Source organism: Vulcanococcus sp. DEBay_Sum22DG08_74, assembly GCF_017852955.1.
Lineage (GTDB): Bacteria > Cyanobacteriota > Cyanobacteriia > PCC-6307 > Cyanobiaceae > Vulcanococcus.
The window spans coordinates 1-17,731 of record NZ_JAFMKL010000028.1; the positions used below are offsets into that span (position 1 = coordinate 1).

Annotated in this window: 20 protein-coding genes and 1 pseudogene; 7 read left to right on the forward strand and 14 right to left on the reverse strand. The window is 66.4% G+C overall.

Features of this window, described 5'->3' with window-relative positions:
* A pseudogene (locus QZ184_RS05025) lies at positions 1-98 on the forward strand (paraslipin); the annotation flags it as partial.
* 4 nt (positions 99-102) lie between these two features.
* Here QZ184_RS05025 and trmD read toward each other — a convergent pair.
* Genes trmD through era form a run of 3 tightly spaced genes read right to left on the reverse strand, consistent with a single transcriptional unit; the run spans position 103 to position 2,206 of the window.
* Positions 103-801, reverse strand: a complete 699-nt coding sequence (gene trmD, locus QZ184_RS05030) for a tRNA (guanosine(37)-N1)-methyltransferase TrmD (protein ID WP_296418448.1) — start codon at positions 799-801, stop codon at positions 103-105.
* Between the two features lie 3 nt (positions 802-804).
* Positions 805-1,269: a phycobiliprotein lyase gene (locus tag QZ184_RS05035; RefSeq protein WP_247477265.1), complete on the reverse strand. Its 465-nt coding sequence runs from the start codon at positions 1,267-1,269 to the stop codon at positions 805-807.
* 13 nt (positions 1,270-1,282) lie between these two features.
* Complete coding sequence (gene era / locus QZ184_RS05040; RefSeq protein WP_050778441.1) at positions 1,283-2,206, reverse strand: GTPase Era; 924 nt, start codon at positions 2,204-2,206, stop codon at positions 1,283-1,285.
* An 89-nt stretch (positions 2,207-2,295) separates the two neighbouring features.
* On the opposite strand from era, the gene QZ184_RS05045 reads away from it, so the two are divergent.
* Positions 2,296-2,823: a hypothetical protein gene (locus QZ184_RS05045; protein WP_010315603.1), complete on the forward strand. Its 528-nt coding sequence runs from the start codon at positions 2,296-2,298 to the stop codon at positions 2,821-2,823.
* 65 nt (positions 2,824-2,888) lie between these two features.
* Here the strand turns inward: QZ184_RS05045 and QZ184_RS05050 are convergent, their stop codons facing one another.
* The 5 genes from QZ184_RS05050 to QZ184_RS05070 form a co-directional block, all read right to left on the reverse strand.
* On the reverse strand, positions 2,889-3,623 hold the full coding sequence (locus tag QZ184_RS05050) for a Bax inhibitor-1 family protein (RefSeq protein WP_247477266.1): 735 nt from the start codon (positions 3,621-3,623) through the stop codon (positions 2,889-2,891).
* Positions 3,624-3,698: 75 nt separating this feature from the next.
* Complete coding sequence (locus QZ184_RS05055) at positions 3,699-4,682, reverse strand: PhoH family protein (protein ID WP_010315606.1); 984 nt, start codon at positions 4,680-4,682, stop codon at positions 3,699-3,701.
* 11 nt (positions 4,683-4,693) lie between these two features.
* Positions 4,694-5,104: a 30S ribosomal protein S16 gene (rpsP, locus tag QZ184_RS05060; RefSeq protein ID WP_010315608.1), complete on the reverse strand. Its 411-nt coding sequence runs from the start codon at positions 5,102-5,104 to the stop codon at positions 4,694-4,696.
* 89 nt (positions 5,105-5,193) lie between these two features.
* Entirely contained in the window at positions 5,194-6,669 is a 1,476-nt protein-coding gene (ffh, locus tag QZ184_RS05065; protein WP_296418450.1) for a signal recognition particle protein, read from the reverse strand.
* Positions 6,670-6,729: 60 nt separating this feature from the next.
* Complete coding sequence (locus tag QZ184_RS05070) at positions 6,730-8,706, reverse strand: IMS domain-containing protein (RefSeq protein WP_296418452.1); 1,977 nt, start codon at positions 8,704-8,706, stop codon at positions 6,730-6,732.
* A gap of 141 nt (positions 8,707-8,847) precedes the next feature.
* Here QZ184_RS05070 and pdhA point away from each other — a divergent pair, with 141 nt between their 5' ends.
* Positions 8,848-9,957, forward strand: a complete 1,110-nt coding sequence (pdhA, locus tag QZ184_RS05075; protein ID WP_296416581.1) for a pyruvate dehydrogenase (acetyl-transferring) E1 component subunit alpha — start codon at positions 8,848-8,850, stop codon at positions 9,955-9,957.
* Between the two features lie 9 nt (positions 9,958-9,966).
* Here pdhA and QZ184_RS05080 read toward each other — a convergent pair whose 3' ends face one another.
* Both QZ184_RS05080 and QZ184_RS05085 read right to left on the reverse strand, forming a co-directional pair.
* Positions 9,967-10,881, reverse strand: coding sequence for a histone deacetylase (locus QZ184_RS05080; protein ID WP_296418454.1), 915 nt, complete (start codon positions 10,879-10,881; stop codon positions 9,967-9,969).
* A 9-nt stretch (positions 10,882-10,890) separates the two neighbouring features.
* Positions 10,891-11,061, reverse strand: a complete 171-nt coding sequence (locus QZ184_RS05085; RefSeq protein WP_247477273.1) for a hypothetical protein — start codon at positions 11,059-11,061, stop codon at positions 10,891-10,893.
* A 70-nt stretch (positions 11,062-11,131) separates the two neighbouring features.
* On the opposite strand from QZ184_RS05085, the gene QZ184_RS05090 reads away from it, so the two are divergent.
* The gene (locus QZ184_RS05090; protein WP_010315619.1) at positions 11,132-11,359 is read left to right on the forward strand and encodes a hypothetical protein; all 228 of its coding nucleotides are present in this window, start codon (positions 11,132-11,134) and stop codon (positions 11,357-11,359) included.
* Here QZ184_RS05090 and QZ184_RS05095 read toward each other — a convergent pair.
* On the reverse strand, positions 11,356-12,285 hold the full coding sequence (locus QZ184_RS05095; RefSeq protein ID WP_247477277.1) for an RNA polymerase sigma factor, RpoD/SigA family: 930 nt from the start codon (positions 12,283-12,285) through the stop codon (positions 11,356-11,358). The genes QZ184_RS05090 and QZ184_RS05095 overlap by 4 nt on opposite strands.
* Positions 12,286-12,396: 111 nt before the next feature.
* Positions 12,397-14,010, reverse strand: coding sequence for an NAD(P)H-hydrate dehydratase (locus tag QZ184_RS05100; protein ID WP_296416584.1), 1,614 nt, complete (start codon positions 14,008-14,010; stop codon positions 12,397-12,399).
* Between the two features lie 94 nt (positions 14,011-14,104).
* Here QZ184_RS05100 and mnmA point away from each other — a divergent pair, with 94 nt between their 5' ends.
* The gene (gene mnmA / locus QZ184_RS05105) at positions 14,105-15,256 is read left to right on the forward strand and encodes a tRNA 2-thiouridine(34) synthase MnmA (protein WP_247479897.1); all 1,152 of its coding nucleotides are present in this window, start codon (positions 14,105-14,107) and stop codon (positions 15,254-15,256) included.
* Here the strand turns inward: mnmA and QZ184_RS05110 are convergent.
* Together QZ184_RS05110 and QZ184_RS05115 are read right to left on the reverse strand one after the other, a co-directional pair.
* Positions 15,247-15,486 (reverse strand): 2Fe-2S iron-sulfur cluster-binding protein, encoded by a 240-nt coding sequence (locus QZ184_RS05110; RefSeq protein WP_296418457.1) that lies wholly within the window; start codon positions 15,484-15,486, stop codon positions 15,247-15,249. The genes mnmA and QZ184_RS05110 overlap by 10 nt on opposite strands.
* Positions 15,483-16,943, reverse strand: a complete 1,461-nt coding sequence (locus tag QZ184_RS05115) for a cobyric acid synthase (RefSeq protein ID WP_296418463.1) — start codon at positions 16,941-16,943, stop codon at positions 15,483-15,485. The genes QZ184_RS05110 and QZ184_RS05115 overlap by 4 nt, the downstream gene beginning before the upstream one ends.
* 109 nt (positions 16,944-17,052) lie before the next feature.
* On the opposite strand from QZ184_RS05115, the gene QZ184_RS05120 reads away from it, so the two are divergent.
* Both QZ184_RS05120 and QZ184_RS05125 read left to right on the forward strand, forming a co-directional pair.
* Entirely contained in the window at positions 17,053-17,247 is a 195-nt protein-coding gene (locus QZ184_RS05120; RefSeq protein WP_296417015.1) for a hypothetical protein, read from the forward strand.
* A gap of 14 nt (positions 17,248-17,261) precedes the next feature.
* Positions 17,262-17,630 (forward strand): type II toxin-antitoxin system death-on-curing family toxin, encoded by a 369-nt coding sequence (locus tag QZ184_RS05125; protein WP_296418461.1) that lies wholly within the window; start codon positions 17,262-17,264, stop codon positions 17,628-17,630.
* Positions 17,631-17,731: the final 101 nt, after the last annotated feature.

A 17,731-nucleotide genomic window follows, 5' to 3' on the forward strand; every position in this document is an offset into this window, starting at 1 on the left:
TGGCCCAGGCCCCCGGCGGCAGCGTGCTGATGGTCGACCCACAGAGCCCGGCGGCCCTGCTCGGCGCCCTCAAGGGGCTGCAGAAGCCCGAGGCCTAACGGCTCACTGCTGTTGCTGCTGCTCTTGCCAGCGGGCGTAGAGATCGGGCCGGCGCTCTTCGGTGCGCTGCTGTTGTTGATCGGCGCGCCAGCGGGCGATGGCGCCGTGGTCGCCGCTGCGCAGCACCTCCGGGACGGTCATGCCGCGGAAGTCGGCCGGGCGGGTGTAGTGGGGGTGCTCCAGAAGCAGGGCGCTGTGGCTTTCCTCCTCCAGGCAGGCCTCGGTGCCGACGGTGCCCGGCAGCAGACGCACGACGCCATTGATGATCGTCATCGCCGGCAGTTCACCCCCGGTCAGCACGAAGTCGCCGATCGAGACCTCCTCATCGGCCAGGGAGCGAATGCGTTCGTCGAATCCTTCGTAGTGGCCGCAGAGGAAGACCAGCTGGTCGTAGTCCGTAGCCCAACGCCGCAGATCCTGCTGGCGTAGGGGTTGCCCCTGGGGCGACATCAACAGGGTGCGCCGGCGCGGCTGCGTTGGGATCGATTCGTAGGCGGCAAAGACCGGCTCGGGTTTGAGCACCATGCCGGCACCGCCGCCATAGGGCTCGTCGTCCACCTTGCGGTAGCGGTCGGTGGCGAAATCCCGGGGGTTGTGAACGTGGAGCTCAGCACGGCCGGCGGCGAAGGCGCGGCCGATGACCCCAAGACCCTGCAGCGGCGCGAAGGCCTCCGGGGTCAGGCTGACCACATCGAGACGCATCGCTCAGGCGGCGGGCCGGCTCACCCGGCGAATCTCAGAGCTGAAGCTGGCGCGGCCGGGGGTGCCATCGGCCGGTTGCTCGATGGTGGAGCGCAGCCGCAGGTTGGGCTTGTTGAACCAGATCCGCTCGCGGATCTCGTTGCCATCGCGCTCGATCACCAGCTCCAGGCTGCTGTCGGGCCAGAGGGTCCAGCGGCCCTGCTGATCTCCGGCGTGGAACTGCCCATCGGCCTGAAACTGCAGCTGCTTGGGCGCCTGCTCCTTGGGCCCGACGCTCAGCCCGCCGGGGTTGCCCTCGAGGTAGCGGACCACCAGTTCGCCGCGCTCGCTGCTGTGCCACTCGTCGCCCTCACCGGCGTCGCTGTCATCGCCCAGCACGAAACGGGACCGAAGGCTCATCCACTCGCCGTCGCAGAAGCGCAGGAAGGCTTCGATCGAGTCGGGGGGGAAGGAGGCGTTGTCGCTCATGGCGGCGATTCTCTCAGCTGTCGCCGCGGTAGCCCAATTCCGCCAGCCGTGAGGAGTTGCGGCGCCAGTTGGGAACGACCTTGACGAAGAGCTCCAGGTAGACCGGACCGGCGATCAGTTTCTGCATCTGCTGCCGGGCGCCCGTGCCGATTTGGCGCAGCATGCTGCCGCCTTTGCCGATCAGGATGCCCTTCTGGCTGTTGCGCTCGACCAACACGGTGGCCAGCACGGCGGTGCGTTCCTTGTCATCCACGACCCGCTCGATCTGAACGGCGACGGAGTGGGGGATCTCCTCGCGGGTGTGCTGCAGAACCTGCTCACGGATCAACTCCGCCAGCAGCAGCTGCTCCGGCTGGTCGCTGACCGCATCCGGCGGATAAAGGTGAGGTCCTTCAGGAAGCTCCGCGGCGAGGGCACTAACCAGGGCCTCGGTCCCCTCGCCGTTGAGGGCGCTGACGGGGTGCAGGGGCCAACCGGGCACCAGCTCGCGGTAGCTGGCCTCCAGCTCGGCGGCCTGGGCCGGGTCCACCAGGTCGGATTTATTCAGCGCCACCTGGACCGGCACCTTGATGCGCTCCAGCAGTTCCACGATGAAGCCGTCGCCTCGGCCGGCGGCCTGGCTGCCATCCACCAGCAGCAGGACCTGATCGACTTCGCCGATGGCACCGCGGGCGGTCTGCACCAGCCGCTCCCCCAGCAGGTGGTGTGGCTTGTGGATCCCAGGGGTGTCCACCAGGACCAGCTGGGCTGTGGGGGTGGTGAGGATTGCCCGCAGCCGGTTGCGTGTGGTCTGGGCGACGGGGGAGGTGATCGCCACCTTCTCCCCCACCAGCTGATTCATCAGGGTGGATTTGCCCACGTTGGGCCGTCCCACCAGGGCGACAAAGCCCGAGCGAAATCCTTCGGGGCTCTGCCCCAGGCTGAAGCCCCCCGCCATGGCCTCGGCCGGCAGATCGCTCAGATCTGGCAAAGGCGGCAGCTGGTCGTGTGACTCCATAGCCTCACCTTGGCAGTTCAACCTCCCCCATGACCGAAGCCGCCCCGCTGGAGCCCACGTTTCAACAGGCGATGGAGATCACAGCCCAGTGGCTGGGGCTCTGGGAAAACGGTGAACTCAGCGATGAGGTGATCGGCGATCGGGTCTCTGAGCTGGTGGCCAGCCGGGATGGCGCCCGGGGGTTCTTTGTGGTCTCCCTGGCGGGGGATTGCCCGCTGATGGACCGTCTGCCGGATCCGGTGGTCTTGGCCCTGCGCCAGGCCGGCGATGGCGTGGTGGATCTCAGCGCCCGCAACCTGGCGATGAGCACGGCCATGGCGCTGCATCACGGGCGCAATGCCGATGAGGCGCAGCAGGCGGGATCGGAGCGGGTGCAGGCGCGCTGCACCGAACTGCTGCGGTTGCTGGAACCTGAGGCCGTGAAGGCCCGCCTGGAAGTCCTGCTGGAGGCGACCGAGGGCCGCGGTGAGGACGTGGCCTTCCTCAAACGCTGGGGGTATGACGCGGCTCAGACCGCGGCGATTGCTGAGGCGGTGCTGGCCGTGGCGGAGGGCTGAGGCGCCCCCTCGGCGCATCAAAAAAGCGCCCCGTTTGGGGCGCTTGGATGAACCAGGGAACGGGATCAGTCGCGGCGACCGCCACCGTTGAGGGCGATCACCAGACGCAGGATGAAGATGAAGAGGTTGATGTAGGTCAGGTACATGCTCAGCGCACCGGCCAGGTACTGGTCGTCGCTGTAGGTGCGGGGCATCGTGTAGAAGTCCACGAAGGCGGCGCCCACGAAGATCACGGTGCCGAAACCGGCAATCAGTAGCTCCATGCCGCCCATGCCGAAGCCGGGCACAAAGATGCCGCCAACGATCTGGACGACCATGGCGATCACCAGGCCGAGGATGCCCAGGCCGACGACGCCGCTGAGGGCCTGACCGACGCTGTCGCTCATGCGGCGGCCCATGACCGAGGCGGCCACGAAGGTGACGCCGGTGGCCAGAGCCGCGGTGCCGATGGCTCCGATACCGGCGGTGCCGATGGCCAGGGCGACGATGCCGCTCAGGGTGAAGCCGGTGATCAGGCTGTAGGCCGCCATCAGCGGCAGCGCGGTGCTGTTGTTCGCCTTCAGGGCCACGTTCTGGGCCACGAAGAAGAGGATGAAGTTGCCAATCAGGGCCACCCAGAACAGGGGCATGAAGCTGGCGGGGTTGCTGGCCAACAGAGCCAGGCCGCCCATCACGCCACCGGCGGTGAGCACCATGCCGCCGCCCACGTAGGGCAGCGCCTTATTGACCACGTTGGGCCCCACGAGGGCGCTCGATTGCGCCTCGCGGATGGCCTCCTGGAAATTGCTGCTGGCCGGCATGGCACAGAGGATGACTGGCTTCATCCTGCCAGCGATCTCCAGCTTGTGTGCCCTTTGGGGGTGTGGATCCCCCGACTAACGCCGGGCCTTGGCCGCATCCCGGGCGGCGTAGGCGGTGACCAGGCGCTGCACCAGCGGATGGCGGACCACATCGGCGGCGCTGAGCCGGCAGACGGCAATGCCCTCGACCCCCTCCAGGACTTGAGCGGCTTCGATCAGGCCGCTCAACTGCCCCTGGGGCAGGTCGATCTGGGTGGGGTCTCCGGTGACGACCATCTTTGAGCCCTCCCCCAGGCGGGTCAGCACCATGCGCATCTGGGCGGGGGTGGTGTTCTGCGCCTCATCGAGGATCACGAAGGCCTCCGCCAGGGTGCGGCCCCGCATGTAGGCCAGCGGCGCCACCTCAATGACGTTCTTCTCGATCAGCGCCGCGGTGCGCTCCTGTCCCAGCAGGCTGTGCAGGGCGTCATAGAGGGGCCGCAGATAGGGGTCCACCTTCTGCTGCAGATCCCCAGGCAGAAAGCCCAGTCGCTCGCCGGCCTCCACGGCCGGGCGGGTCAAGATCAGCCGCTCCACCTTGCGCTCCTGCAGGGCTCGGACCGCCTGAACGGCCGCCAGGAAGGTCTTGCCGGTGCCGGCTGGACCGAGGGCGAAGGTGAGGTCGTGGCGTTCGATCGCCTCGACGTAGGTCTTTTGTTTGAGGGTGCGGGGACGCAGCAGCTTCCCGCTCTGGCTGCGGGCCAGCACCTGTTTCCCCAGCTGCTGGTGCTCCTCTCCGCGGCCCGTATCCAGGGCGGAGAGGGCGGTTTGCACATCCACCTGGGTGATGCCTTGGCCTTCCTGCCAAAGGGGACGCAGCAGTTCCACCAGGCCGGCGGCCCGCTCCAGCTGGGTCGGCCTGCCGCGCAGTTGCAGCGAAAGACCCCGCAGCACCAACGAAGCACCAGTCAGGGCTTCGAGGCGATGCAGGGTCGATTCAGCTTCACCGGCCAGGGCCATGGCGGCGTCCTGGTCGGGAAGGTCGATGGTGAAGGCCGTGAGGCTTTCAGCCCCGGGCATGGGGGAGGGCCTCAGGCTTCAGTTGCTTCTTCAGCGGGAGCCTCTTCGGCGGCAGCGGCGGCTTCTGCAGCAGCAGCGGCCTCAGCAGCCTTGGCTTCGGCAGCTTCCTTAGCGGCCTGCTTGGCAGCAGCCTCGCGGATGGCGGCTTGCTTCTTCTGGCCGACGACCACGGAGGGACGCACTTTCTTCTCGATCAGACCGCCGCGCTCGAGCAGGGTTTGCACGACCTCGGTGGGCTGGGCGCCTTGGGCGAGACGGGCGCGGATGGCCTCGGTGTCGAGACGGGTCTCCTTGGTGCGGGGGTTGTAGAAGCCCAGCTCCTCAAGGGGACGACCGTCGCGGCGTGAGGTGCTGTTGCAGGCCACCAGGCGGAAGCTCGCTTCCCGCTTCTTACCGAACCGCTTCAGGCGGAGCTTGATCATTGTGGCCTTGCCTTGCTGACTGGATAAACGCGCGTTGATTCCCCAGGGAATCGGGCGCAAACGACAACAATACTCTCTGGGGTGACCCCCTAGAGCTCGCCGAAGCCTTTGCGCTTCTTGGCGGGTTTGGGGGCCTTGGGCATCCCGCCGCCACCGCGGCCACCCATTCCACCCATGCCGGGCATTCCGCCCATTCCAGGCATCCCAGGCATTCCGCCCATACCGGGCATTCCAGGCATCCCCGGCATGCCGGGCATGCCGCCGCCGCGGGTCATCTGCTGCATGAAGCCCCGCATCTGCTGGAAGTTCTGCAGCACCTTGTCCACATCCGCGGGGGTGTGGCCACTGCCGCTGGCGATCCGGCGCCGGCGGGAGGGATTGGCGGCCAGCAGGTCGGGGTCGCAGCGCTCGGCCTCGGTCATGGAGCCAACCATCGCTTCGATCTTCTTGAGCTGCTCTTCGCCCTGCTTGAGCATCCCGTCGTCGATCTTGTTCATCCCCGGGATCATTTTCATGAGGCCGCCCAGGGAGCCCATGCGCTTGATCAGGCGCATCTGCTTGATGAAGTCCGAGAAGTCGAAGGTGGCTTCCTGGAGCTTCTGCTGCATCTTGGCCACGTCGGCCAGCTCGACCTCCTTCTGGGCCTTCTCCACCAGGGTGAGGACATCGCCCATGCCGAGGATGCGGCTGGCCATCCGCTCGGGGTGGAAGGGCTGGAGCGCCTCCACCTTTTCGCCGGTGCCGATGAATTTGATCGGTGCGCCGCTGACCTTGCGGATCGAGAGGGCCGCCCCGCCGCGGGAATCGCCGTCGAGCTTGGTCAGCACCGCACCGGTGATGCCCACCTGATCGTGGAAGGCCCGGGTGAGTTCGGCGGCCTCCTGGCCGATCATCGAATCCACCACCAGCAGCACCTCATCGGGCTGGACGGCTTCGCGGATCCGCACCATCTCCTCCATCATCGAGGTGTCGATCTGGAGGCGGCCGGCGGTGTCCACCAGGACGGTGTCGAAGCCTTCGGCCTTGGCCTTCTCGATGCCGGCGGCGGCGATGGCTTCCGGTTTGGCGTCGGTGCCGAGGCTGAAGACCTCAACGCCGATCTGGCCGCCCAGGGTTTTGAGCTGCTCGATGGCCGCGGGCCGGTAGACGTCGGCCCCCACCAGCAGCGCCCTGCGTCCTTTTTCTTTGAGGTGAAGGCCGAGCTTGGCGGTGGCGGTGGTTTTACCGGCGCCCTGCAGGCCCGCCATCAGCACCACCGCCGGGGCGCCCTCTTTGCCGGCAGGGGCCAGGGGTGCGTTCTCGCCTCCCATGGTCTCCACGAGTTGCTCGTGAACGACCTGAATGAATTTCTGGTCGGGGCTAATGCCCCGCACCACCTCTTCCCCTAGGGCCTTCTTGCGGACCTCTTCGACGAAGTCCTTGACCACCGGAAGGCTGACGTCGGCCTCCAGCAGGGCCCGGCGCACGTCCTTGAGAGCACCGTCGATGTTGCCCTCGTTGATGGCCCCCTGACCGCGCAGGTTCTTGACGGCATCTTCAAACCGTTGGGAGAGCTCGTCGAACATGGGGGCGCCTGTGATCGAGTGATCGTAAAAAGCGACCGTCTCGGCAGCGGGTCGGGCGCGTCAGTTCTTGGCGGTGGGCTTGTAGGCCACGAGCTGCCAGCTGCCGTTCCTGCGGCCAAAGATGTAGGTGTTGCGCAGGGTCATCTCAGGAGTCCTGCTGAGGACCTGACCGGTGCTGCTCTTGCGTTCATCGCTGTAGGTCAGTACCACCTGGGCAGCGATGCGCACGGGGGAGCGGTCGCTGACCTTGAAGCCGGTGATGGTGGTCTTGACGGTTTCAGTGGCCCCGCGCTGGCGGTTGGCCTGGCTTTGGCGCTGCAGACGCTGGATTTGATCGCTGCTGGCCAGATCAGCCAGGGATTCGCTGGGGGCTCCACCGGCGAGCACCGCGGCTTTTTCCGTCAACCAGGCCTCCAATAGGCCCTGCAGTTGACCGGCACTGGGGTCGGGCGCCTTGAGCGGGAAGGGGGCTTCGAGCGGCGCTGGTGCTGGGGTTTCGGGTTGAACCAGGGCGCTGCTGGTGGCCGTTTCCACCTCACTGACCCGTGGTTTCAGGGCCATCCAGCCGCCGAAGCCAAGGACGAGGGCAGCGACGGCCGCACCAACGGGCAACCCCCAGCTGGGGAGCGCCTGCAGCCGTTCGTTCAGGCCGCCGAGTTGGGGCCATTGGAGATCGGGGAACCTCCAGCGGGGGCCATCCCAGAGCTCGTCATCGTCGTCCTCGCTCTCCTGCTCCAGCGACTCAAAGCTGCTGGGGCTATCGGAGCTGCCTGAAAGGTCGAAGCTCGGCCAATCGCCAAAGGGGCTGCTGGTCTCGGCGGCCGCTGGTGCCTCGAGGCTGGTCTTGGCACTGAACTGGCGGCCGCGGATGCGGTCCTGTTGATCGATGTAGGCCTGGACATCCCGGTCAGCGAACCAGGCATCGAGGTTGGCGTCGACGTCGATGTCCCGGAATCCCTCGAGCACCTCGCGGGTGAGCCAGTCACGGCAGTAGGCGCAGAGGCGGGCCAGGGGGTCGTCCCCCTGTTCCAGGGCCCACTGCTTCAGGGCGGCATCCGCCCCTAGATCAAAGAGGCGCTCCGCTTCGTCTACCTGACCGAGCAGCAGTTGCTGGCAGGAGAGGAAGACCTCAATGCCCGGCTGGCCGCTGTTCTTCAGGCGTTCGTAGGCCTCGAGAATCCGCTCGGGCTTGCGCTGGGAGAAGCCCGAGGCCGTGAGGGCAAAACTGGCGAGGAAGTCAGCGGTGGCTGAGCCGGCATCGCCCCAGCGGCTGAACAGTTCCACCTGCTCCTGGGCCGTCAGGAACTGACGGATCTGCTTGAAGAACGGCTGGAACTCGCTTTGGGGGAAGGTCAGATCGGCGTGGCCCTCGAGCCCGCCCCGTTGCTGCACCAGCTGCTCCAGCAGGGCAATCCCCTGTTGGCGCGAGCCGCTGGCGGAGAGATCGCGGCTGATCAGATCCAGCACCCGGTAGGGGAGGAGTTCCTTGAGGTCCTGCTCGAGCTTGCGGCGCTGTTCGGCCTGTTGGCCCATGCGTTGCAGCAGCTGCAGACCCTGCTGCAGGGTCAGGGCGGCCGCCTCATAGCGGCGTTGGTCGCGGTAATCCCGGGCAGTGCCCTGGCAGGCCAAGCCAGCCAACAGGGTCAGGTCGGCTTCGCGGCTGCTGCCCAGGGCGGGTGCTTGGGGTGGCTGAAGCCCGCGGGCGGCGCTGTCGAAGGCCTCCTGGGCTTGGCCGGCCTCCATTAAGAGGAGAAGACCGCCGACCTCACGGGAGGGCGGAATCTCCAGGGCGGCGATGGAACCGTTGGCGTTGTCCGCAATGGCCGTCAGTTCCCGCTCATAGGCCTGGCGGCGGGTTTCGTCACTCAGCAGGTCGGCGCTGGCTTCCAGCAGCTCGGCCCGGGCCTGGAGAGTGTCTTGGGTGAAGCCTTGGTCTGGCGCGCGATCAAGACGCTGCTGCAGGGTTCGCAGCACGCTCTGCCGGTCGGAGCTGGCATTCACGCCGAGTAGGCGGAAGTGGTCGATCGGCAGTTCCAAATTGAGCTCGGATTGGCGGGCGCTAATCGGACGTGACTGTAGGCAGAGTCTTCGGTTTTGGCCGTCCTTCGTGCACCTTTTGGAGATGGACCCCGTACAGTCAGGCCAGCATCAGAGTCCCCGGAGAGCAGGACCTCAGCCATGACACAGGCCGATCTTGGACAGGGCGTCGCCACCAGTGGTGCTCCCTCCTGCTCCGCCGATGTCAATCAGGTCGGCCTGCATGCCGAGCGGCTGATGAATCTCTATCCCTCGACGCCGGCGACGGTGACCCGGGATGAGGGGTTGATGCTCTACCGCGACATGACTCTCGGTCGGCGCTTCGAAGACAAGTGCGCCGAGATGTACTACCGCGGCAAGATGTTTGGCTTCGTTCACCTCTACAACGGCCAGGAGGCCGTGAGCACGGGGGTGATCAAGGCGATGAAGATGCAGCACGACTGGTTCTGCAGCACCTACCGCGATCACGTGCATGCCCTGAGCTGCGGCGTGCCGGCCCGCGAGGTGATGAGCGAGTTGTTCGGCAAGGAGACCGGCTGCAGCAAGGGCCGCGGCGGCTCGATGCACCTGTTCTCCAAGGAGCACCACCTGCTGGGTGGCTATGCCTTCATTGGTGAGGGCATTCCCGTGGCCCTAGGTGCCGCCTTCACCAGCCGCTACAAGCGCGATGCCCTGGGCGATTCCAGCAGCGATGCGGTGACCGCGGCCTTCTTTGGCGATGGCACCTGCAACATCGGCCAGTTCTACGAGTGCTTGAACATGGCGGCGCTCTGGAAGCTGCCGATCCTGTTTGTGGTCGAGAACAACAAGTGGGCCATTGGTATGGACCACAACCGCGCCACCAGTGATCCAGAGATCTGGCGCAAGGCCGCAGCCTTCGGCATGGCCGGTGAAGAGGTGGACGGCATGGATGTCCTGGCCGTTCGCGGTGCTGCCCAGCGTGCGATCGAACGGGCCCGGGCAGGCGAGGGCCCCACGGTGCTGGAGTGCCTGACCTACCGCTTCCGCGGCCACTCCCTGGCGGACCCCGACGAGCTGCGGGCTGAGGCCGAGAAGGAGTTCTGGGCCCAGCGCGACCCGATCAAGCGCTTGGCGGCGCACCTGATCGAGCACAACCTGGCGACCGCCGAGGAGCTCAAGGGGATCGAGAAGGAGATCGACGCCGAGGTGGCCGATTGCGTGGAGTTCGCCCTGTCGGCCCCAGAACCCAAGCCCGAGGAACTGACCCGCTACATCTGGGCGGAAGACTGAGCGGCAGCCCTAGAGCCCGTGCAAGCGGGCTTGCTCGCTGGCGGCGCGAAAGACCAGGCCGTGGCGCAGCACCAGCGGTGTGAGCGCGTCGTAGCCGCCGCCGATCACCGTCGCGACTGGGATGTTGCGGCGCAGGCAGCTGTCCAGCACCAGCCGGTCGCGGTTGAGTAGGCCCTGATCCGTGAGGTTCAGCCGACCGAGTCGGTCCTCCCGGTGGGGATCGACGCCGGCGTTGTAGAGCACCAGATCCGGTTGCTCTTGATCCAGGAGGGTTGGGATGAGATCGCCGATTGACTCCAGATAGGCGTCATCCCCCAGACCATCGCCTAGGGCGAGGTCGACGTCGCTCTGTTGTTTGCGCAGGGGGAAGTTGCTGCCGCAGTGGACCGAGAGGGTGAAGACCCGCGGTTCATCGCGGAAGATCGACGCGGTGGCATCCCCTTGATGCACATCCAGATCGATGATCATCAGGCGCTGGACCTGGCCTTCTGCCAGCAGGACCTGGGCGGCGACGGCGAAGTCGTTAAAGATGCAAAAGCCGCTGCCGTGGTCGGGGTAGGCGTGGTGGGTTCCCCCGGCGAGGTGGCAGGCGACGCCGTGTTGGAGGGCCAGGCGGGCGGTCAGGAGCGACCCTCCCACCGCCAGCCAGGTGCGCTGCACCAAGGGGGTTGTGGCTGGCAGGCCGATCCGGCGCTGCTCCGCGGGCAGCAGTTCCCCGCGGGCGAAGGCCTGGTGGTAGCGGCGGCTGTGGATCAGCTCCAGTGAGCGCCGCGGCACCGGAAGGGGGGTATGGATCTGCTCCTCCCTCGCCAGGCCCTGCTCCTCGAGCAGGGCACGCAGGAGCTTGAACTTCGCCATCGGGAAGCGATGGCTACTGGGCAGGGGGGCCGAGTAGGCCGGGTGGTAGACGAGCGGCAGGCGCACCGGGGGTGATCAGTCCTCGTCGCCGTCGAACTCTTCGTCGAAGAGGGACTCCCGCAGCAGGCGATCCACCAGCAGCCCCATGTCATCGAGCTGCAGTTGCTGCATCAAGAGCTCGAGCTCCTTGATCACCGGCTCCGAGAGCCGCAGGGTGATCGGAAGGCTGTCCTCTCCGCCGAGCATTGCGGGTAAGCGTTGGTGCGCGAAGTCTGGCGGAAACCGGGCTACAAAGGAGTGCAATCAAGGGATCTCGATGGCTCCGGTTTGGCTGGTGATCTTGTTTTGGTCCGGATCCGTCCACGGCGGTACGGCGATGCAGTCCCTGCCGATGAAGACCTTCGCGGATTGTCAGAAGTCCCGCGACATGCTGATGGCCCAGCTCAAGACCAGCCCCGTGAGCAAGAGCAAGGCCCTCAATAGCTTCTGTATTTCCGGCTCGGAGCTGCCGGCAGCGCCAGCCCCGGCAGCAACGGAGTCCTAGATGGCGGTGGGCAGGCGGCGGGTGAGGTGACGCAGCTTGCGTAGGGCCTTGAGCTCGACCTGGCGCACCCGCTCGCGGGAGACCTCGAGCATGCGGCCGATTTCAGCGAGGGTGTGGCGCTCCTCCCCTTCCAGGCCAAAGCGCAGCTCGAGCACCTGACGCTCCTGGTCGGTGAGGTGGCTGAGCCAGCGTCCCAGCTGCTCTTGATGGATGCCGCGCTCGACCTGGTCGAGGGGCTCGCTGTTGCTCTGATCGGCAATGAGATCGCCGAGGAAGCTGCGCCCTTCTTCTCCGTTCACTGGGGCATCCAGGCTGGAGGTGGTGAGGGCCTGGCGCAGCAGGGAATCCAGCTCATCGAGGGGCATGTCCATCTCTTCCGCAATTTCCTTGCGGCTGGGCATGGCGCCGAGCTTGTGGGCCAGCTCAAGGCTGACCTTGCGGATGGCGGTGAGGCGCTCGGAGAGGTGCACCGGCAGGCGGATGGTGCGCGACTGACAGGCGATCGCCCGGGTCATGCTCTGGCGAATCCACCAGAAGGCGTAGGTCGAGAACTTGTAGCCGCGGGTGGGGTCGAATTTCTCCACGGCGCGCTCGAGGCCCAGGGAGCCCTCCTGGATCAGATCGAGCAGTTCCAGGCCCTTGCCTTGGTATTTCTTGGCGACGCTGACCACCAGGCGCAGGTTGGCTTTCATCATGCGCTCTTTGGAGCGCTTGCCCACGCGCATGATCTTCTTTTCATGCGTTGTATAGGCCTCGCCTTTGTCTTCTTCGGCAAGCCGCATCATCGCTTGCACTTGATTGCCGAGTTCGATTTCTTCCGCGGGCGTCAGCAGGGGCACCCGACCAATGGTTGAGAGGTACCAACTAATCGGATCGCTGCTGCGGCGCCGACTGCTGCTGGTGTTGGAGCTGGTGGCGGCTGCCATGGAGGCTCCTGTTGAAAGGTTGGAAGAATCTCCTATGGCTTTTTTAAAAAGTGCTGGGATTTCAGTAACGCTTCAGCTTTGAGATACGAAAGATCACAACACTTTTGAGACTCAGGTGCACAACTGGCCGCTGCAGATTCTGTTGACAATCCCTGGCTTCGTTTTTCTCTCCATCGCGGCCAACATTTCGGCAATCTGATGCGGTGTAGCAGCGCCGATGCCGTGCAGCGTGCTGACTTGCAGCCCGGCGCTGGCGTGGGCCAGGGCTGCCAGGGCGAGCAAGGAACCACTGCAGCCGGCGCCGCTGGCCTGCGCGAGGGCACCCAGTCCTCCGGCGTAGCCCGCCAGGACATCGCCCAGGCCTGCGCGGGCGGCATGGCTGCTGGCGCTCCTGAGCTGCCAGCGCTCTCCGCTGGGATCCGCAATGACGCTGCGGGCCCCCTTGAGCAGCACGGAGCAGCTGCTCTGCTGGGCCGCCGCCGCGCAGGCCTCCAGCGGCGGCAGTCCGGTGAGATCGGGGAAGAGGCGCTGAAATTCGCCGGGATGGGGGGTGAGCCAGCTGGGGCCCGAGCGGCCCCGCAGCCAGGGAAGGGCGGCGCGCTGGGCGAGGCGGTTGAGGCCATCGGCATCGAGGACCAGTAGGCCAGGAAAGGCCTGCAGCGTCTCCCAGATCGCTGCATCGTCTGCCGTGTTGCCGATGCCCGGGCCGAGGACCAGGGCATCGAGCCGCTCCAGGGCTGAGGGGGCGAGCGCGCTGAGATCCAGGGACCCATCGCCGCGGCTGGGCAGCCGGGCTGAGAGCACCGCATGGGGCAGCTGGCTCCAGAGCTGATCGGCGACGGCCTCGGGGACGGCGGCCCGCAGGCTGCCGAGGCCACTGGCGCTGGCCCCCAGCAGAGCGAGCAGGGCGGCACCGCGGTAGGCGTCGCTGCCGGCGACGACCAGCAGGCGACCCCGTTGGTATTTCGAGGCCGCGGCAGCGGGTGTGGGCCAGGGGGCGCCATCGAGGTCGCTGGGGCTCAGGCCAAGAGGTTGCTGCGCGGGCAGTTGCTCCAGCAGGGCCGCGGGAAGCCCCAGGTCGATGCGCTCGAGTGCTCCGGTCCAGGCCAGGGCGCTGTCTTGGATGAGCCCCTGTTTGATCAGGCCGATGCTCAGGGTCAGCCCGGCGGTGGCGGCGGTCTGACCCAGGGGCAGGCCGCGATCGGCGCAGAGGCCTGTGGGGCCGTCGATGGCGATTAGCCGCTGGGGTTGGTGCCGTTGGCGCTGCGCCAGCAGGGACTCCAGGGCATCTCCGGGGGGCCGGCTTTGGCCGATGCCAAAGAGCGCATCGATCCAGAGGGCCGGATCACTGGGGTCGGGCGGGCTGCCCAGCTGGGGAATCCCCAGCCAGAGGGCCTGGCGCAGGTGGTTCTCGGTGAGGGGCTTGCGCCGTTCAAAGGGAGACCAGAGCCGTACGGGGATGCCGGCGAGCTGCAGCTCCCGGGCGATGACCAGGCCATCGCCGCCGTTGTGGCCGGGGCCGACCAGCACCAGCGCCCCCCGCGCTTGAAGCTCTGGCCAGAGATCGGGTTCCTGCAGCCGCCGGCTGATGGCCAGGGCGGCCTTCTCCATCAGCGCCTCCACCGGCAGGCCGTTCTCGAAGAGCACCTGCTCGAGTCCGGCCATCTGCTGGCCGCTGACCAGCAGGTGCTCGGCGTCGCGTGGGGGCCAACAGGACGAGGCCAAAACAGCACTGACGGCGTCAGTTCCATGATGGAGAGAACAGCCACCGTTGGCATTGGCGCGCTTCTCCGCTGTTCCCGTTGCATCTGAGGCCTCCGTGGCGGCAACGGAGGCGGGGGCACTGGCGATTGAGCGGCTGCGCCAGTGGCCGGGGGAACACCGGGTGGCCGTGGGGCTGTCCGGCGGAGTGGACAGCTCCCTAACGGCGGCCCTGCTGGTGGAGGCCGGCTGGGAGGTGGAGGGGCTGACCCTCTGGCTGATGAGCGGGAAGGGCGCCTGCTGCGCCGAGGGTCTCGTGGATGCCGCTGGGGTCTGCGAGCAGCTGGAGGTGCCCCACCACGTGGTGGATTTCCGCGAGCACTTCAAGGAGCAGATCGTTGATTTCCTGGTGCAGGGCTACGAGGCGGGTGTAACCCCGCTGCCCTGCTCGCGCTGTAACCGGGAGGTGAAGTTCGGGCCGATGTTGCGCTGGGCCAAGGAGGAGCGGAACATCGATCGGATCGCCACGGGGCACTACGCCCGGGTGCGCCACGGCGATCAGAGCGAGAACGGTCGCCATCAGCTGCTGCGCGGCTTGGACGAGCGCAAGGACCAGAGTTATTTCCTCTATGACCTGCCCCAGGAGGCCCTGGGTCGGTTGGTGTTTCCCCTGGGCGAGCTGACCAAGCCCGACACCCGCCTGGAGGCGGATCGTCATGGGCTGCGCACGGCCCAGAAGCCCGAGAGCCAGGACCTCTGTCTGGCGGACCACCACGGTTCGATGAAGGCCTTCTTGGATGCCTACCTGCCGCCACGCCCGGGGCAGATCGTGCTGGCCGATGGCCAGGTGGTGGGCGAGCACGACGGCATCGAGCACTTCACGATTGGCCAGCGCAAGGGCCTGGGGGTGGCCTGGAGTGAGCCGCTGCATGTGGTCCGCCTGGATGGCGCGATGAACCAGGTGGTGGTGGCTCCCCGCCGGGATGCGGCCCGCGGCGAGGCCGTGGTGGGCGCGGTCAACTGGGTCTCCATCGCGCCACCCACCGAGCCGCTCGATGTGGAGGTGCAGGTGCGTTACCGCAGTGGACCCCAGCAGGCCCGACTGATTCCCCTGCCGGAGACCGATTCCGACCGCGCGGCCGACCGACCGCACCGCTGCCGCCTGGAGTTCGCCGAGGAGCAGTTCTCGATCACCCCGGGCCAGGCGGCGGTGTTCTACGCCGGCGAGATGGTGCTGGGGGGTGGCTTAATTCAGCGCGATCACCAGTAGGGATCACTCGCCAGCTCCACGCTCAGCTCACCGCTTTTACTGGCGGGAACGGTGGCGATGCAGGCCCGGATGGTCTTGCCGTTGACATCGATTTCGCAGGCGCCGCAACTGCCGCCGAGGCAGCCCGTGGGGATTGAGAAACCGGCCTCGCGCGCAGCCTGCAGCCAATCCTTCCCCGCCTTGCAGCGGGTCTGCTGTCCATTGGGCCACTGGATCAGGACGTCCTTCATGGCTTGAGCAGGGGCTCCAGGTTGACGTGTTGCTCGAAGGCATCGGCGAGGCGATCGAGCAGTGCCTCCCGCTGACGGCTGTGGTGAGGTTGGCGTTCGCTAAGCAATGGCAACCCCTTACGCGCCCTGAGCTGGTTGAGCCAGCGCCGGCGCCAGGGGCCACTCTCAAAGACACCATGGAGATAGGTGCCGGCGATACGGCCTGAGACCCAGCCCAGACCCTCATTCTCCGCCAGGGTCTCGCACGCTTCGGTCGCCTTGGTGGCTCCCCGGTGCAGTTCAAAGCCCTCCAGTAGCGCAGGCTCTGATCCTTGGGGCCATCTCGCCGGACTGCTGCATTGCCTCAGCGCCTTGACCTCTCCAAAGACCGTGCGTAGCGGCAGGAGCCCTAGGCCGCCGTGGCTCGAGCCGGCACCCCCTTCCAGGCCTTGGGGATCGAGGAGTTCACGCCCCAGCAGTTGCATGCCGCCGCAGATGCCCAGCACGGCTCCCCCCTGGGAGGCATAGGTCGAGAGTTGCTCCCCCAGGCCACTGACCCGTAGTGCCGCCAGATCCCGCAGGGTTTGTTTGCTGCCGGGCACCACCACGGCATCAGGGCGCCCGAGCTCCTGGCCCGGAGCAATCCAGTTGAGCTGCACGGTGGGTTCGGCCTCGAGGGGATCGAGGTCGGAGAAGTTGCTCAGGGAGGGCAGCTTGAGCACAGCGATCTCCAGCTCGGCCCCGCGTTTGCGGCCGCGGCGCTCCAGCAGATCGAGGGAGTCCTCCGGCGGGAAGAGTTCATCCAGCCAGGGCATGACGCCGAGTACGGGGATGCCGGTGTTGGCCTCGAGCCAGCGGCGGCCCTCATCAAAGAGTTCGCGGCGCCCGCGGAAGCGGTTGATCAGTAGACCTCGAATCAGCGGACGCTCGACCGGCCGCAGTAGCGCCAGGGTTCCGACCAACTGGGCAAAGACGCCGCCCCGCTCGATGTCGGCCACCAGCAGGCAGTTGGCCCGCAGGTACTGGGCCAGGCGCAGGTTGGTCAGGTCCCGTGGTTGCAGGTTGACCTCGACCGGACTACCGGCCCCCTCCAGCACCAGTCGCCCGCCGGGGTGGCTCGCCTTGAGGTCGCTGAGCCCCTGGCGAATGGCGGCCCAGCCGGGGCGGAACCAATCGCGGTAGTAGTGCTCGGCGCGGCAGCTGCCGACCGACTGCCCCAGGTGGATGACCTCGCTGGTGCTGTCCCCCTGGGGCTTGAGCAGCACGGGGTTCATGGCACAGGCGGGCTCCAGTCCCGCCGCCCAGGACTGCAGGGCCTGGGAGTAGGCCATCTCGCCGCCGGCCTGATCCACCCAGGCGTTGTTGCTCATGTTCTGCCCCTTGAAGGGCAGGGGCGTCTCCCCCCGGCGCCGCAGCACCCGGCAGAGGGCGGCCGTCATCAGGGACTTGCCGGCACCGCTACTGGTGCCCAGCACCATCAAGGGGGTGGGGTTGAAGGCGGGCAAAGAGCGGTAGAGCTATGGCCGCAACCTAAAACTGACTAGGTGGTGCCAAGATCAACCGTAGTAGTACAGCGAGAGCCAAGGGATGACGTTGGCTATTGAACTGTCTGATCAGCAGGCCAAGGCGCTGGCCGCTGCCGCTGAACAGTTGCACGTCAGCGAAGCAGAGCTGGCTGCTGCTGTGGTGCGCGATTTCGTCTCTGAGCCAGCTTCTGACTTTGCGGCTGCCTCTCAGCTTGTGCTTGCCAAAAACAAAGAGCTGTATCGCCGTTTGGCTTGATGCGTTGGTTGACCTTGGCTGAGGTCCTGGCTCTTCACCGCCAATTGATTGAGCAGAGTGGTGGTTCGGAGGGTCTCCGGGATCTGGGCCTTCTCGAATCCGCTCTGGCTCAGCCGTGGCAGAGCTTCGCCGGCGAGGATTTATACCCAGGTTTTTGGGACAAGGTTGCCTGTCTGGGCTTCTCTTTGATTCAGAACCATCCTTTCGTTGATGGCAATAAACGCATTGGCCACGCAGCAATGGAGGTCGTGATGGTTCTCAATGGGTTCCAACTCGTTGTCGATGTGGACAAGGCGGAGAGGCTGGTTTTGTCTGTTGCGGAGGGAGCTGTGGATCGCTCAGCGTTGTCGCAATGGCTCGTGAAACATCAGGCTCCAGTTTGATGCTCAGATCTTCTCAAAGGTCACTAACCCGGTATTGACCAACTGAATCAAACCAGGGCTTGTTGATCCAGAACTGCTGGAGTTTTCATCACGCTAACGTC

Coding starts and splice junctions, on each gene's coding strand:
- pdhA (WP_296416581.1), top strand. CDS start 8,848: ATGACACAGGCCGATCTTGGACAGGGCGTCGCCACCAGTGGTGCTCCC.
- trmD (WP_296418448.1), bottom strand. CDS start 801: ATGCGTCTCGATGTGGTCAGCCTGACCCCGGAGGCCTTCGCGCCGCTG.
- QZ184_RS05055 (WP_010315606.1), bottom strand. CDS start 4,682: ATGCCCGGGGCTGAAAGCCTCACGGCCTTCACCATCGACCTTCCCGAC.
- QZ184_RS05050 (WP_247477266.1), bottom strand. CDS start 3,623: ATGCCGGCCAGCAGCAATTTCCAGGAGGCCATCCGCGAGGCGCAATCG.
- QZ184_RS05090 (WP_010315619.1), top strand. CDS start 11,132: ATGGCTCCGGTTTGGCTGGTGATCTTGTTTTGGTCCGGATCCGTCCAC.
- ffh (WP_296418450.1), bottom strand. CDS start 6,669: ATGTTCGACGAGCTCTCCCAACGGTTTGAAGATGCCGTCAAGAACCTG.
- QZ184_RS05115 (WP_296418463.1), bottom strand. CDS start 16,943: ATGGTGCTGGGCACCAGTAGCGGTGCCGGCAAGTCCCTGATGACGGCC.
- rpsP (WP_010315608.1), bottom strand. CDS start 5,104: ATGATCAAGCTCCGCCTGAAGCGGTTCGGTAAGAAGCGGGAAGCGAGC.
- QZ184_RS05045 (WP_010315603.1), top strand. CDS start 2,296: ATGACCGAAGCCGCCCCGCTGGAGCCCACGTTTCAACAGGCGATGGAG.
- era (WP_050778441.1), bottom strand. CDS start 2,206: ATGGCGGGGGGCTTCAGCCTGGGGCAGAGCCCCGAAGGATTTCGCTCG.
- QZ184_RS05085 (WP_247477273.1), bottom strand. CDS start 11,061: ATGCTCGGCGGAGAGGACAGCCTTCCGATCACCCTGCGGCTCTCGGAG.
- QZ184_RS05120 (WP_296417015.1), top strand. CDS start 17,053: ATGACGTTGGCTATTGAACTGTCTGATCAGCAGGCCAAGGCGCTGGCC.
- QZ184_RS05095 (WP_247477277.1), bottom strand. CDS start 12,285: ATGGCAGCCGCCACCAGCTCCAACACCAGCAGCAGTCGGCGCCGCAGC.
- QZ184_RS05110 (WP_296418457.1), bottom strand. CDS start 15,486: ATGAAGGACGTCCTGATCCAGTGGCCCAATGGACAGCAGACCCGCTGC.
- QZ184_RS05035 (WP_247477265.1), bottom strand. CDS start 1,269: ATGAGCGACAACGCCTCCTTCCCCCCCGACTCGATCGAAGCCTTCCTG.